Source organism: Klebsiella sp. 2680 (assembly GCF_900198535.1).
Taxonomy (GTDB): domain Bacteria; phylum Pseudomonadota; class Gammaproteobacteria; order Enterobacterales; family Enterobacteriaceae; genus Klebsiella; species Klebsiella indica.
On the sequence record NZ_FZNJ01000008.1, the window covers coordinates 51156 to 65534 of the forward strand.

The following is a 14379-nucleotide window of genomic DNA, read 5'->3' on the forward strand; positions in this document are numbered from 1 at the left end:
TTATCAGACTTGAGGTTGCGTCAGCGGCTTAATCCGCTTATGAATCAGCCCTACGCTATCCAGGAACCAGTACAGCAGTTTTGCCGCCAGTAAGCAGATGCCAAAGATAACGAGGAAAAAAACCACGCGGGAACCGAACGCATCCAGCCCTTCGCGCGCCAGCACGATCATGTTGAAGATCGCGCCAAAACAGAAACTGTGCAGTATCGCCGCTTTATAACGGTTACTCTCCCGGTTGCCAAGCTCATACAGCCAGTCAAACCATTTAATGATCAGCCCGACCACCACCGCCCCCAACGGCACAAACCAGATGCCGCCCATCACCACCAGCGACCCAATCAGGGTCGGCGAAATCGCCAGACCGGAATGGTTATTCAGCACTTCCCAGGTGAAATAGTTGGCAGTATTGAGCACCATGCCCGGACGACCGTGCCATAGCCAGCTGGGGATAAAAACGTAAAAATCCCGCACCATTGGCGCCAGCCCCTGGAACGCAATCTTGTCGTAGTTTTGCAGCAATAAAGCCAGGTTTTCCCACGGCGAGAAGGTATCGCGGGTCAGATAGAGGAACGTATAAAACGCCTCATCGCCGCTGACGTTCATGCCATAACGCTTAAGCGCCAGCCAGAACATACCGACAATGCCCAGCACGCCCGCCACCGCCAGCATCCACAGGCTGATCCAGCCGCGAATAATGCCGATAAACAGAAAAATGGCGAAGGCGATGATAATGTTCGCCCGGGTGCCGCCGACGATAACGTAGGTCAGCAAGCCAAACGCGACGGTGCTGATGAGAAAGAATAGCCACGCCTTATAACTCTGACGCAGAAAATAAACCACCAGCATCGCCGGGATGAAAAAGTAGAAAAAGCGCTTTAGCGCCACCCCGGAGACTTCGCTGGAGAAGATCTGGCTATAGGCGTTGAGTCTGAATAGCAGGAAACCGTTGTGCGCAAAGAAAATCCCCAGGCAGAGCAACGCAATCCCCAGTAAAATGCCCCAGGTCAGGTGCGTCTCCACGCGGTTCATGGTGTACAGCGGGCGATGCTGACGTTCCCTGGCCGCCGGGCGCAGGCACGTTTTATAGGTGACGTAGTACACCGCGTAAAAGCAGACCGAGACCAGCAGGGTCTGCAGCAGAATTTCCGGCGGAGCCACCGCCACCCCGAAGCGGAACACCAGAATGCTGGTCAGCGGGAAGCCGAAGAAGAAGGTCAGCAGGAACAGCAACGAAAAAAAGACGTTAAAGTTAAAGCGCACGCGGCGGAATTCAAAGTAAGTGACGGTGGTGATAAACAGCGTCGAGAGCAGCCAGACGATCAACAGCCCGCAAAATTGCATTAATGTCATTCGCCCACCCCCGCGGCAATCCGCAATGCCCGTCGCCATCCCGCCAGATAATTCGGACGGAAGAAGGCGATCTGATTTTTATCCACAGCGGCTAACTGGCGCTGCGCTTCGCGCACGACAGCCGTATCCAGCGGGTCGCCGGTAAAGAGTACCGGAATATGCTGTTCCGACATATCCTGCCAGAAGGGATTCTCCCGGTTGAGAACGCAGGGGATCCCGGCCTGAATCAGCAGGCACAGCGTACCGATACCCTGCTGGCGGGCAAACAGAAAGTAGCCAAGATCGCAACGACGCAGCAGGGCGAGGTAATCATCGAACCCCAGCTTATCGCTCAGCACCTGGAGATGCTGCGGGCTAAACAGCGCCGCTCCGGCCTCGCGAACTTCGTTGATGTAGTCACGATTATTGGCCGGATATCCCATTGGCACAACCACGTTCACCGTATCGCCAAACTGCTGGTGGATCGCGCGCAGCGCGGCGATATGCTCGTTGCTGCGATCGCCGGAATTGCCCACCAGAATAGACAACGTATCGCCGCGCGGGGAACTATCGGCGAACGCATTAAGCGTCGGATCCATACGGGTCGGGAAGTAGAGCAACTCGCCGGGCACGCCCGGATGTCTGGCGGTGAACCAGCTCAGATCGCCGCGAGTCGCAAATACGCGGCCGACTCGCCTTTGCGCCATACGCCGCAGCGGATAGAACAGGCGGAATTTCAGGCTGGCGGCGTTCTCATACAGGTCCGCGCCCCAGATATGCCAGTTAAACTGCGCCGGACGGATCCCGCCGCTTAGCAGCGCCAGCCACAGACCAGTATTGAACTGGCCATGAAAGAAAAAGCGCTGCTGCCGGTTCGCCTTCGCCAGAGCGATAACCGCCTGCGCCAGCGATTTTTTCCCCGGATAACCAGTAATGGATAGTGCGGGATACGCTTCGCGAACCGCTTTCCCATCACCAACGATCATAAACAGGCGCGCCTGCTGGTCGTTGACCGCCAGTTCATCATTAAAAAACCGCAGAACGGTCTGGTTGTGGTGCGGAATATCCGATCCCAGTACATGTATCAGTGCAGTCATGCCCGTCTACGCCAAAGTAAAAACACGCCGCTACAGAGGGCGAAATAAACAACATAAGTGGCCATATACGCCTGCGCCGCGCCGATGGCGCCGTGCGCCGGGATAAGCCAGTGCGAAAATGCGGTCAACAGCGTGAACTGGCTGATTTCCGTCAGAATATAAAAACGCAGCGAGGCTTTGGCGATCACCAGATAACCATAAACATAGGCCCCGACTTTCAGCACATCGCCCACCAGTTGCCAGGCAAACAGATCGCGCATCGCCGTAAAACGGTCGGAAAAAAGTAGCCAGATGGCGAAGTCGCGCAGCAGCCACACGGTTAAGCCGCCTGCCGCCACCGCCGGAAGGACAAATTTTAACGATTTGCCAATCTCGCGAGTGATATCCGCTTTCGCGTTCAGACGAGAGAGCGTCGGCAGCAGGTACACGCTAAACGAAGCGGTAATAAACTGCAACCAGGCGTCGGAGATGCTGCTCACGCCCTGCCAGATCCCCACCGCGTCCCAGCCATAATGAGCCGCCAGCAGATTACGCATCATCACATAGGCGACAGGCAACGTCACCGAAGTCATCAGCGCCATCAGGGTAAATTTCGACAGTTGTCCCGCCAGGCCGTTATCCCAACGCGGGCGCAGCGCGCGCAGCGGAATATTGCCGCGCCGCCATAGCACAATGGCCGCCGGAACCACCACCAGCGCGGGCACCAGCGCCAGGCCGAGCAGCGCCCCCTGATAGCCGCCGAAACGGTAGCAGATATAGTAGGCCACGACGCCAATCAGGCTGCCGGCAATAAGCGACAGCGCATTTGCCGCCGCATCACGAAACCCTTTCATCAACGCCAGCAGGAAGTTCGCCCAGGCAATGCCCATCTGCACCAGCGCCACCAGCCGTACCAGATTCTGATAATGCTGATGACCGAACAACCCCTGACTTATCGGCGCCGCCGCCAGCAGGAATATCAGCGCCAGCAGAGTGGAGAACCCCAGCACCATCGTTGATGAAGTACCGACGACGCGATTCAACTGCTGGCGATCGTCATGATGCTGGGCGACCAGCTTAGTCACGCCGTTAAAAATCCCGGCTCCCGCCAGCACGCCAAGCACGGTCACCAGCTGGCGGAAGTTACCCGCCTGACCTACTCCGGCCGGACCGAAAGAGACCGCCAGCAGTTTAACCACCAGCAGACCCGCGCCGATTTTGACCATCGTGGACGCGGCGGTCCACAGAGACGCTTTAGCCAGCGACATATCAGGAGAAATAGCTCAGCAACGAGTTAATCACCGTGCGCTGGTTTACGCCCGACAGATTATAGAATAACGGCAGGCGCAACAGGCGTTCGCTCTCCCGGGTGGTGTAGCGATCCTCACCGTGGAATCGGCCAAAGTTCTCCCCTGCCGGGCAGCTATGCAGCGGGATATAGTGGAACACCGCCAGAATCTCCGCCTCTTTCAGCCAGGCAATCAGCTTGCTGCGATCGTCAATATCGCGCAGTTTGATATAGAACATATGCGCGTTGTGTCCGCAATCGGCGGGAATGACCGGCAGATCGATCCGCCCGGCGCGCGCCAGCGGCAACAGGGCATCATAATAGTTCTGCCACAGCGCCAGGCGCTGCTGGTTAATCCGCTCCGCCGCTTCCATCTGCGCCCACAGATAGGCCGCCTGTAAATCGGACATCAGATAGCTGGAACCAATATCGCGCCAGGTGTATTTATCCACCAGACCGCGAAAAAACTGGCTACGGTTGGTGCCTTTTTCGCGAATGATCTCCGCGCGTTCCACCAGCTTGCGATCGTTAATCAGCGTTGCCCCGCCCTCGCCGCCGGCGGTGTAGTTTTTGGTTTCATGGAAGCTGAAACAGCCAATATGGCCGATGGTGCCGAGCGCGCGGCCTTTATAAGTGGACATCACCCCCTGAGCGGCATCCTCCACCACCAACAGATTATGTTTGCTGGCGATAGCCATGATGGTGTCCATCTCGCAGGCCACGCCCGCATAGTGGACCGGCACAATCGCGCGGGTTTTTTCGCTGATTGCCGCCTCAATCAGCGTTTCATCGATATTCATGGTATCGCGACGAATATCAACAAAGACGATCTTCGCCCCGCGCAGTACAAAGGCGTTGGCGGTGGAGACAAAGGTGTAGCTCGGCATAATCACTTCGTCGCCCGGCTGGATATCCAGCAGCAGCGCCGCCATTTCCAGCGACGCGGTACAGGACGGCGTCAGCAGCGCTTTTGCCGTTGCAAAACGCTGCTCCATCCACTGCTGGCAGCGGCGGGTAAAACCGCCATCGCCGCATAGCTTGCCGCTTCCCATCGCTGACTGCATATAATCAAGCTCGGTTCCCACCACCGGCGGCGCGTTAAATGGAATCATCATGTCACCTGTATAACCAGTACGCGGTGCTTTCCACACTGGCACCGCTGAGAATGTAACGTTTAAGCGCGGCAACGTTGCCCATCTGGGTCGCCACCCGCAGCGTCGTCAGCCCGCGCAGCGCGGCCCAGCGTTGCGCCGCCTGCATTAATGTTGCGCCCTGTCCGCGCCCGGCCAGCAGACCTATTCTTGCCTCTTGCTCATTGAGCTGGCGCAGAGAGACAAACCCGCGGATCTCACCATCAGGTGCGCGACAAATCAGGCACTGGTGATCGAAAATCCCCAGTACCGCGTTTTCAATCCACTGGGCATAGAAACGTTCGCTGGCGTCAGGGGCGTACCAGGGCGCACGAAAACGACTCTGAGCAAAAGCCTGAGCTGCCAGCTCGCGCAGTCGGGGAATATCCGCTTCTGTTGCCCTCTCAGCGCCAACGTCATCATAAGCCGTAAGCGTAAGCGCGAGATCGACTTCGCCCTCTACCAGCCGGAAGCCTGACGCCTGTAGCGCATCCAGCCGTGCGACATCATCCGCCGCGACTTTGGCCTGCACTCGCGACCAGCCAGCCAGCGCTTCCGTCGTCAGCAGCGGCGCGTCATCGGCAAAGCGCAGGATAGCGCTGTTAACGCCGAAGAAGCGGTTTTCCCACTCCAGGGGCTCAATACTGGCGCGGACGGGCACGGAGAAGATCCAGTAAGTATTGGCCGTAGCCGGTTTTTTCCAGCCGTTTCGCCGCGCGCTTCACGCCGTCGTCATCCAGCCAGCCGTTGCGCCAGGCGATCTCCTCCAGGCAGGCAATTTTGAAGCCCTGACGCTTTTCAACCGTCTGCACAAACATGCTGGCCTCAATCAGGCTATCGTGAGTGCCGGTATCCAGCCAGGCAAAACCGCGGCCCAGCAGCTCAACCGTCAATGCGCCATCGTCGAGATACATTTGATTGATAGAGGTGATCTCCAGTTCGCCGCGCGCCGAGGGTCTGACCCGTTTGGCGTATTCCGCCACTTTACCGTCGTAAAAATAGAGGCCGGTGACCGCCCAGTTGGATTCAGGTTTTTTTGGCTTCTCTTCCAGCGAAATCGCACGGAACGCATCATCAAACGCCACCACGCCAAAGCGTTCAGGATCCATCACCTGATAACCAAATACCGTCGCCCCGGAAGTCCGGGCCGCCACGCTACGCAGTTTCGGACTGAAGCCCTGGCCGAAAAAGATATTATCGCCCAGCACCAGGCACGAAGGCTCGCCGTTAAGGAACGCCTCGCCGATGATAAAGGCCTGCGCCAGTCCATCCGGGCTCGGCTGGACGGCGTAGCTTAGCTGCACGCCGAATTCCGAACCATCGCCAAGCAGACGCTGAAAATCACGCTGGTCATCCGGAGTAGTAATAATCAACACCTCGCGGATACCGGCCAGCATCAGTACCGATAGCGGATAATAGATCATCGGCTTATCGTAGATGGGTAGCAGCTGTTTCGAAACGCCGCGTGTGATCGGATGCAGGCGAGTACCCGAGCCGCCAGCCAGAATAATACCTTTCATCTTCCCCCTCAGACGCTCAGGCTTGCAGGCCCAGGCGTTCTCCTTGATAGCTACCGTCCAGAACCTGCTGCCACCAGGCTCTATTCTCCAGGTACCACTGAACGGTTTTGCGCATACCGCTGGTAAAGGTTTCGTCCGGCCTCCAGCCCAGCTCGCGTTCAATTTTCGTCGCATCAATGGCGTAACGCAGGTCGTGCCCGGGACGGTCGGCAACGAAGGTGATGAGATCGCGATAGTGCGCCAGACCATCAGGTTTGTGCGGCGCCAGGGTTTCCAACAGCTCGCAAATGGTTTCCACCACCTCGATATTCTTACGCTCGTTATGGCCGCCGATATTGTAAGTCTCGCCCGGCTCGCCGCAGGTTGCCACCCGATAAAGCGCCCTGGCGTGATCTTCAACGTATAGCCAGTCACGAATTTGCTGGCCATTGCCATAAACCGGCAGCGGTTTGCCCGCCAGCGCGTTGAGGATGGTCAGCGGGATCAGCTTTTCCGGGAAATGATACGGCCCGTAGTTATTCGAGCAGTTAGTCACCAGCGTCGGCAGGCCATAGGTTCGCTTCCAGGCGCGAACCAGATGATCGCTGCTGGCCTTTGAGGCGGAATAGGGACTGCTGGGGGCATAGGGGGTGTTTTCGGTAAATAAGCCGCCGCTATCGTGCAGATCGCCGTAGACCTCATCCGTCGAGATATGATGAAAGCGAAAAGCCGCTTTTTTTTCGGGCGCCTGCGCATTCCAGTACGCCCGCGCCGCTTCCAGCAGCGTCCAGGTGCCGATAATATTGGTTTCAATAAATGCCGCCGGACCATCAATAGAGCGATCGACGTGGCTTTCCGCCGCCAGGTGCATCACGATATCGGGCTGGTAGTGGCCAAATACGCGATCCAGCGCTGGCCGATCGCAGATATCTACCCGCTCAAAGGCAAAGCGCGGGTCCTGAGCAACAGGGGCCAGCGACATCAGATTTCCGGCATAGGTCAGCTTATCCACCACCACGACCTTATCGGCAGTTGCCGTGATGATTTCACGCACCAACGCCGAACCGATAAACCCGGCCCCGCCGGTGACCAGAATCGTTCTCACCGCCAGACCCCTTTGGTGTCGACGATAAACGGCTGACTCACGCTGTCGCCGCTTATCGCTTTAAATTCTTTATGATCGACCAGCATCACCAGCACATCGGCGCTCGCCAGCGCCTCGTCCAGCGGCGTCAGAGCGCACAGGCCGTCAAGTTTGTTCGGCAGTTGCTGAATATTCGGCTCAACAACCAGGGTTTCGCCGCCATGCCAAAGGGCGATTTGCCGGGCAATCGCCATTGCCGGGCTTTCGCGCAGATCATCAATATTGGGCTTAAACGCAAGGCCAAAGCAGGCGATTTTCAGCTCGCTGGCGCGTTTGTTGCTGGCGGCGAGGCAGTCGGCGACCCGCGTTTTAACCTGATCGATAACCCATTCCGGTTTATGGTCGTTTACCTCGCGCGCGGTGCGGATCAGCCGCGCCTGCTGCGGATTTTGCGCTACGATAAACCACGGATCGACCGCAATGCAGTGGCCGCCGACGCCCGGACCAGGTTGCAGGATATTAACGCGCGGGTGACGATTCGCCAGGCGAATCAGCTCCCAGACGTTAATCGCCTGATCGGCGCAAATCAACGAAAGTTCATTGGCGAAAGCGATATTGACGTCGCGGAAGCTGTTTTCGGTTAGCTTGCACATCTCAGCGGTGCGCGAGTTAGTCACCACGCATTCGCCTTCGAGGAAAATTTTATACAGCTCGCTGGCGCGGGCCGAGCATACGGGAGACATCCCGCCGATCACGCGGTCATTTTTTATCAGTTCAACCATGACCTGCCCCGGCAAAACGCGTTCCGGGCAGTAGGCGATATTCACATCAGCCGCTTCGCCAACCTGTTGCGGAAAGCTCAGATCAGGGCGCATCTCCGCCAGCCAGGTCGCCATCTGCTCGGTTGCGCCGACCGGCGACGTGGACTCGAGGATAACCAGCGAACCTTTCTTTAGCGTCGGGGCGATAGACTTCGCCGCCGATTCGACGAAAACCATATCCGGCTCATGCAGATCTTTAAACGGCGTCGGTACCGCAATAAGGTACGCGTCAGCCTCCACCGGCGCGGTGGTGGCGCTCAGATAACCCTGCTCGACCGCCTCTTTGACAACGCTCGCCAGATCCGGCTCCACGATATGAATTTCACCACGATTAATGGTCTCCACGGCATGTTGATTGATATCAACGCCGACCACCCGCTTCTGCCGGGAGGCGAACGCGGCAGCGGTTGGCAGGCCAATATATCCAAGGCCAATCACTGAAATGGTAGAAAAACTCATAACGTTACCTGATTATTTTTTAGTGCGGACAAAATACGATGACACGCCTGTCCATCGCCGTACGGGTTATGCGCCCGACTCATGGCCTGATACGCAGACTCATCTTGCAGTAAGCGCGTGACTTCATTAACGATGCGCTGGCTATCGGTGCCCACCAGGCACACGGTACCGGCGCTGACCGCTTCCGGGCGCTCGGTCATGTCACGCATCACCAGAACCGGCTTCCCGAGCGATGGCGCCTCTTCCTGGATGCCGCCGGAGTCGGTCAGGATCAACCATGCGTGATTCATCAACCAGACGAACGGCAGGTAATCCTGCGGTTCAATAAGCATGACGTTATCAACGTGGCCAAGAATACGATTAACCGGCTCGCTAACGTTCGGGTTCAGATGCACCGGATAGACAATCTGTACATGCGGATTGTTGGCGGCGATCTCCGCCAGCGCATGGCATATCTGCTCAAAGCCGCGGCCAAAACTTTCCCGACGATGCCCGGTAACCAGAATCATTTTCCTGCCATCAGAGAGGAAGGAGTAACGCTGGGCGAGCTCATTGCGCAACGCTTCATCACGCAATGCCTGGTCACGCACCCAGAATAGTGCGTCAATAACTGTGTTACCGGTGACCGTAATCCGGCTGTCAGCGATATTCTCCTGCAGCAGATTCTGTCGTGACGTTTCCGTCGGCGCAAAATGGTACGTTGCCAGACGCCCGGTTAACATCCGGTTGCCCTCTTCCGGCCACGGCGAGCTCAAATCGCCCGTGCGCAGCCCGGCTTCCACATGGCCCACCGGAATTCGCTGATAGAACGCAGCCAGGCTCGCCGCCATCGTGGTGGTCGTGTCGCCATGCACCAGCACCACATCTGGCCGGAACGATTCCAGTACCGGTTTCATGCCTTCAAGAATACGACAGGTAATCTCCGTCAGCCCCTGACCTGGCTGCATAATGTTCAGATCATAGTCCGGAACAATAGAAAAAAGTTTTAATACCTGATCGAGCATCTCCCTGTGCTGCGCGGTCACGCAAACTTTCGCCTCAAAATGAGGGTCTTTTGCCAGCGCATGAACCAGAGGCGCCATCTTTATGGCTTCTGGTCTCGTGCCAAACACCGTTAGTACTTTCACATCAACTCTCTTCGATTAGGCGATAAAGGCGATACTCGTCGTCTTTCAAGCAGCATCTGCATCGCCGACGAGGGATAACTCGACATCAACAAGGTCTCACTGCGGGCTGCATTCACTGGACACGGCGACGCGATAACGCAACGCCTGCGCCAATGAGCGCGCCCACAATCCCCCACATCACCATCAGAAACACGCGACGCGGGCTGTCGCGTTTTACCGGCTCTTCAGGCGTGCGCAGATACCTGTAAGTCTGGAAACGCGGGTCCAGGGTCGGCCCGACGTTTAAGGTCGTTAGCATGGCGCGGCTCTGATCATAATCCAGACTGTATTCCGGCCCCACCGCCTGTAGATTTTCCAGCCGCGCCTGCAGCATCGGCCTTCCCAGCAAAAACAGTTCAGAATCCGGCAACTGGTCTGGCGGAACGTCGGTTTCACTGCGGGAGATGTTATGCTGCTGCGCAACTTTCAGCGCCTGTTCCACGCTATGCATGCGGCGATTGAAAATCGCGCGCGCCACCTCTTCCTGACGTTTCACCTGCGCTTTCATCTGTATGGTGCGGGCAGCCCAGGCGCCTTTAAGCTCGTCATTGAGATGCCCCGCCGCGCGCTGGCTGGCAAAAGCGACATACTGTCGCAGCAGATTATTGGCATCCGGTGCCGTTTCGGCTGTCAGCTTCACGCTATCGTTGACGTTTTTTTGCGCATCGCCCGGTATAAACTGAATATCGTTAATCAGGTCATCCAGCAGTGCGGCGTCGGCGCGAGCATTACCCGACTGGCGCTGTTTGTAGTAGTCAGTCTGCAGCCAGAAGTCACGACGAGTATCCCATGACGCCTGCTGCATAATGAACTCTTTATAGGCTTCGTCCATTACCGAAGGTTGATCGACCGAAGCAAGATTGGCCTTGATATCAAGATTACGTAAGAACTGCTGTTGCGAATAGTACCCTCCCAGCATATTCACCGTTGGCCTATCGGTAATCGCCGTCGCGCTCCACTCCTGGCGAGCAAAAAAGGTATAAACCAGAACAATCAGTGCAAAAAGCACCGCGATACCGGCTATCCAGCTTTTCCCTGACCATAAGGCGCGAAACAACCCGCGAATATCCAGTTCATTCTCAACATTCACTGCACGAACTCCCGGTAATGGTTGACTCATCAGGTCCCCAGATTTACTTGGTTAATTTTGGATTATTGCCGCTGTGTCGCCGTATTCTGCGTCTAATGCGCTTAACCAGGCGCGCCACTTTCCACGCGCGTTTAATACAGTAGCCATAAAGAAAGAAGGCTAATAAAAAGAGTATTAACATCACCCATTCAGGAACAAAGCGGGTATATTCCGCCACCACGCCAACCAGCGCCAGTAGCGCTGCCGCCAGGGTAATCAGAACGAACGCCTGGCGGGAAGTAAACCCGGCACGCATAATCAAGTGATGAATATGCTGCCGGTCCGGAGAAAACGGGCTCATCCCTTTACGCAGACGACGATACATAATCGCCACCATATCCATCAGCGGGATAGCAATAATCCACAATGCGGTTACCGGGCTAATAGGATGCGTTTTTCCCTGCGTGGTCTCCAGCAGCAGCCAGATGATAGTGAAACCAATCATGGTACTGCCGGCGTCCCCCATAAAGACCTTATAGCGACGGCCAAGCACGCCGAGGTTAAGTAAAATATAGGGTAAAATGGCGGCAATCATCGCAAAACACCACATCGCCAGGCTATATTGACCATCAAACAACAGGATGATTCCCATTGCCGCGAATGAGACAGAGGAGAGGCCGCCAAGCAGGCCATCAATACCATCCACCATATTGAAGGCATTGATCGCGGCCCAAACGGCAAAAAGGGTAAGGAAAAAGCCAAAGGGGCCGAGAACCAGCTCCCACGCGCCAAAAATAAACCCGAGGCTACTCAGATGAAGATGGCCAACCGTCATCATAATGATGGCAATCGCGGCCTGAATAACCGCGCGAATTTTGACACTGATATCGAAACGGTCGTCCAGCGCGCCGACCAGCACCAGTACCCCGGCACACGCAAGATATAGCCGGGCATGGGGAATATAATAATCGGCAATGGCAAATGTAAAACATATACCTGCATATACTGAGATACCACCGACTAACGGAATCAATCCCTGATGCCGTTTGCGATAGTTTGGTTTATCCACTAGCCCAATTTTTTCCGCCGCCTTACGAGCAACAAATATAAACAGGGTAGTAAATAAGAAAATACTGATTAATTCAGTAATAGCAGTGAGTAAATTCACAATGCAGTGCTCTCAGCATAGTTAATGCGGGAAGTATAACGACGATATCTCAGCTCCAGAAGGGGTAAAGGCAGAACATTACAAATTTATTGTAGAAATTTTAGGCTGTTAAAGCACCGCACTCTCTTTGCCATCGTGCTGAATACATCATTCGTTTACACCCGCTTTTCTTCCCTGCATGGATCATACAAACCCGGAAAACAAAACGCCACGCAATAGCGTGGCGTTCTCTGGCTTTTTTTAAATTACGAGCGCTTCATCATATCGAAAAAGTCATCGTTGGTTTTGGTCATCGCCAGTTTATTGATGAGGAATTCCATCGCGTCGATTTCACCCATCGGATGGATGATTTTACGCAGAATCCACATTTTTTGCAGCTCTTCCTGCGTGGTGAGCAGCTCTTCTTTACGGGTACCGGAACGGTTGTAGTCGATAGCCGGGAAGACGCGTTTTTCGGCAATCTTACGCGAGAGGTGCAGCTCCATATTACCGGTGCCTTTAAACTCTTCGTAGATAACTTCGTCCATTTTAGAACCGGTATCGATCAGCGCGGTCGCGATGATGGTCAGGCTACCGCCCTCTTCGACGTTACGCGCGGCGCCAAAGAAACGCTTCGGACGGTGCAGGGCGTTGGCGTCCACACCACCGGTCAGGACTTTACCGGAAGCCGGCACTACGGTGTTGTAAGCGCGCGCCAGACGAGTAATCGAGTCGAGCAGGATGATAACGTCTTTTTTATGTTCAACCAGACGCTTCGCTTTCTCGATCACCATTTCCGCAACCTGAACGTGACGGGAGGCAGGTTCGTCAAAGGTTGAAGCAACCACTTCACCTTTAACCAGACGCTGCATCTCAGTCACTTCTTCCGGACGCTCGTCAATCAGCAGGACCATCAGCACACAATCAGGATGGTTGTAGGCAATGCTCTGCGCGATATTCTGCAGCAGCATGGTTTTACCGGCTTTCGGCGGCGCCACAATCAAACCACGCTGGCCGCGACCGATCGGCGATGCCAGATCGAGAACACGCGCGGTTAAGTCTTCCGTTGAGCCGTTACCACGCTCCATACGCAAACGTGAATTTGCGTGCAGTGGCGTCAGGTTTTCAAAGAGGATCTTGTTACGCGCGTTTTCCGGTTTGTCATAGTTAACTTCATTAACTTTCAACAACGCAAAGTAGCGTTCGCCTTCTTTCGGCGGGCGAATCTTACCAGAAATGGTATCACCAGTGCGGAGGTTGAAACGGCGGATTTGGCTGGGAGAAACGTAGATGTCATCAGGACCGGCGAGGTAGGAGCTGTCTGCAGAGCGGAGGAAACCAAATCCATCCTGCAGTATCTCCAGTACGCCATCGCCAAAGATATCTTCACCACTCTTCGAATGCTGCTTGAGGATGGCAAAAATAATATCCTGCTTACGCATACGGGCCAGGTTTTCCAGCCCCATATTTTCGCCGAGAGTAATCAGCTCAGAAACCGGCGTATTCTTTAATTCGGTAAGATTCATAATGATGTGGGTTCTTAAACTCGGGGTAATTCTCGAACTTAATGTTGTGAATGGTATGGCAGGAACATCCATGCCTGTTAACGGCCTTCATCTCGTGTCTGTACGTTGCCTGGTCACAGGAAAAAACACAGAACTGAAACGACTAGACGGAATGAGTGATAAGCCAGGAATTATTAGCTTCACGCGCATTTTCTGCGGGACGCTTTGGGTAAAACAAGATTCAAACAAAAGGTATGTTTAAAACGAAGTCTGGGATTAACTTAGCACGACTCTGGCCGGGCGTCCAGAGATCCACAAAAAATAGGAGCCCGGACGCCGGAATAACAAACCGCTTACGCCAGGTTGGCGTCGAGGAACTCTTTCAACTGGCCTTTAGACAGCGCGCCAACTTTGGTCGCCGCAACTTCGCCATTTTTGAACAGCAGCAGAGTCGGGATGCCGCGAATGCCGTATTTCGGCGCCGTACCCGGGTTCTGATCGATGTTCAGTTTCGCAATGGTCAGTTTGCCCTGATACTCTTCAGCGATCTCATCCAGAATCGGGGCGATCATTTTGCACGGACCGCACCACTCTGCCCAGAAATCGACGAGGGTTAGCCCGTCAGCCTTGAGTACGTCCGTGTCAAAACTGTCGTCAGTCAGGTGAATAATTTTATCGCTCATATTTAACTCCACAGGAATAAGCCTGGTGTGTTGGTGTCGCAGCCATCAACGACGTGTCAATGCTACGTTACGCACGCTGTTCTTCAGGGTGCATCTTTTCACTGCCTGCGAGATAAGCCCCAT

Annotated in this window: 13 protein-coding genes; all 13 read right to left on the bottom strand. The window is 55.3% G+C overall.

What is annotated here, in order from left to right; all coding sequences use genetic code 11:
- Window positions 1-3 precede the first annotated feature (3 nt).
- Window positions 4-1350 carry an ECA oligosaccharide polymerase gene (gene wzyE / locus FN037_RS23395; RefSeq protein WP_142503262.1) on the bottom strand — a complete coding sequence of 449 codons (1347 nt, stop codon included), beginning with the start codon at window positions 1348-1350 and terminating at the stop codon, window positions 4-6.
- Window positions 1347-2426, bottom strand: a complete 1080-nt coding sequence (locus FN037_RS23400) for a TDP-N-acetylfucosamine:lipid II N-acetylfucosaminyltransferase (protein ID WP_142503263.1) — start codon at window positions 2424-2426, stop codon at window positions 1347-1349. Before FN037_RS23400 ends, wzyE begins: the two co-directional genes overlap by 4 nt.
- Entirely contained in the window at window positions 2423-3673 is a 1251-nt protein-coding gene (wzxE, locus tag FN037_RS23405) for a lipid III flippase WzxE (protein WP_142503264.1), read from the bottom strand. The genes FN037_RS23400 and wzxE overlap by 4 nt, the downstream gene beginning before the upstream one ends.
- Window position 3674: 1 nt before the next feature.
- Window positions 3675-4805, bottom strand: a complete 1131-nt coding sequence (gene rffA, locus FN037_RS23410; RefSeq protein WP_138362129.1) for a dTDP-4-amino-4,6-dideoxygalactose transaminase — start codon at window positions 4803-4805, stop codon at window positions 3675-3677.
- Window positions 4806-4809: 4 nt separating this feature from the next.
- A complete protein-coding gene (rffC, locus tag FN037_RS23415; RefSeq protein WP_142503265.1) occupies window positions 4810-5484 on the bottom strand; it encodes a dTDP-4-amino-4,6-dideoxy-D-galactose acyltransferase in 675 nt (224 codons plus the stop codon).
- Window positions 5462-6343 (bottom strand): glucose-1-phosphate thymidylyltransferase RfbA, encoded by an 882-nt coding sequence (gene rfbA / locus FN037_RS23420; RefSeq protein WP_138362075.1) that lies wholly within the window; start codon window positions 6341-6343, stop codon window positions 5462-5464. Before rfbA ends, rffC begins: the two co-directional genes overlap by 23 nt.
- Window positions 6344-6359: 16 nt before the next feature.
- Window positions 6360-7427, bottom strand: coding sequence for a dTDP-glucose 4,6-dehydratase (gene rffG / locus FN037_RS23425; protein ID WP_142503266.1), 1068 nt, complete (start codon window positions 7425-7427; stop codon window positions 6360-6362).
- Window positions 7424-8686 (bottom strand): UDP-N-acetyl-D-mannosamine dehydrogenase, encoded by a 1263-nt coding sequence (gene wecC / locus FN037_RS23430; protein WP_142503267.1) that lies wholly within the window; start codon window positions 8684-8686, stop codon window positions 7424-7426. The genes rffG and wecC overlap by 4 nt, the downstream gene beginning before the upstream one ends.
- On the bottom strand, window positions 8683-9813 hold the full coding sequence (gene wecB, locus FN037_RS23435) for a non-hydrolyzing UDP-N-acetylglucosamine 2-epimerase (RefSeq protein WP_142503268.1): 1131 nt from the start codon (window positions 9811-9813) through the stop codon (window positions 8683-8685). Before wecB ends, wecC begins: the two co-directional genes overlap by 4 nt.
- Before the next feature lie 112 nt (window positions 9814-9925).
- Window positions 9926-10972 (bottom strand): ECA polysaccharide chain length modulation protein, encoded by a 1047-nt coding sequence (wzzE, locus tag FN037_RS23440; protein ID WP_138362071.1) that lies wholly within the window; start codon window positions 10970-10972, stop codon window positions 9926-9928.
- A 13-nt stretch (window positions 10973-10985) separates the two neighbouring features.
- Entirely contained in the window at window positions 10986-12089 is a 1104-nt protein-coding gene (gene wecA / locus FN037_RS23445) for a UDP-N-acetylglucosamine--undecaprenyl-phosphate N-acetylglucosaminephosphotransferase (protein WP_138362070.1), read from the bottom strand.
- A 245-nt stretch (window positions 12090-12334) separates the two neighbouring features.
- The gene (gene rho / locus FN037_RS23450) at window positions 12335-13594 is read right to left on the bottom strand and encodes a transcription termination factor Rho (protein ID WP_002883293.1); all 1260 of its coding nucleotides are present in this window, start codon (window positions 13592-13594) and stop codon (window positions 12335-12337) included.
- A 332-nt stretch (window positions 13595-13926) separates the two neighbouring features.
- On the bottom strand, window positions 13927-14256 hold the full coding sequence (trxA, locus tag FN037_RS23460; protein WP_004097507.1) for a thioredoxin TrxA: 330 nt from the start codon (window positions 14254-14256) through the stop codon (window positions 13927-13929).
- Between the last annotated feature and the right edge of the window lie 123 nt (window positions 14257-14379).

Coding starts and splice junctions, on each gene's coding strand:
- wzyE (WP_142503262.1), bottom strand. CDS start 1,350: ATGACATTAATGCAATTTTGCGGGCTGTTGATCGTCTGGCTGCTCTCG.
- FN037_RS23400 (WP_142503263.1), bottom strand. CDS start 2,426: ATGACTGCACTGATACATGTACTGGGATCGGATATTCCGCACCACAAC.
- wzxE (WP_142503264.1), bottom strand. CDS start 3,673: ATGTCGCTGGCTAAAGCGTCTCTGTGGACCGCCGCGTCCACGATGGTC.
- rffA (WP_138362129.1), bottom strand. CDS start 4,805: ATGATTCCATTTAACGCGCCGCCGGTGGTGGGAACCGAGCTTGATTAT.
- rfbA (WP_138362075.1), bottom strand. CDS start 6,343: ATGAAAGGTATTATTCTGGCTGGCGGCTCGGGTACTCGCCTGCATCCG.
- wecC (WP_142503267.1), bottom strand. CDS start 8,686: ATGAGTTTTTCTACCATTTCAGTGATTGGCCTTGGATATATTGGCCTG.
- wzzE (WP_138362071.1), bottom strand. CDS start 10,972: ATGAGTCAACCATTACCGGGAGTTCGTGCAGTGAATGTTGAGAATGAA.
- rho (WP_002883293.1), bottom strand. CDS start 13,594: ATGAATCTTACCGAATTAAAGAATACGCCGGTTTCTGAGCTGATTACT.
- trxA (WP_004097507.1), bottom strand. CDS start 14,256: ATGAGCGATAAAATTATTCACCTGACTGACGACAGTTTTGACACGGAC.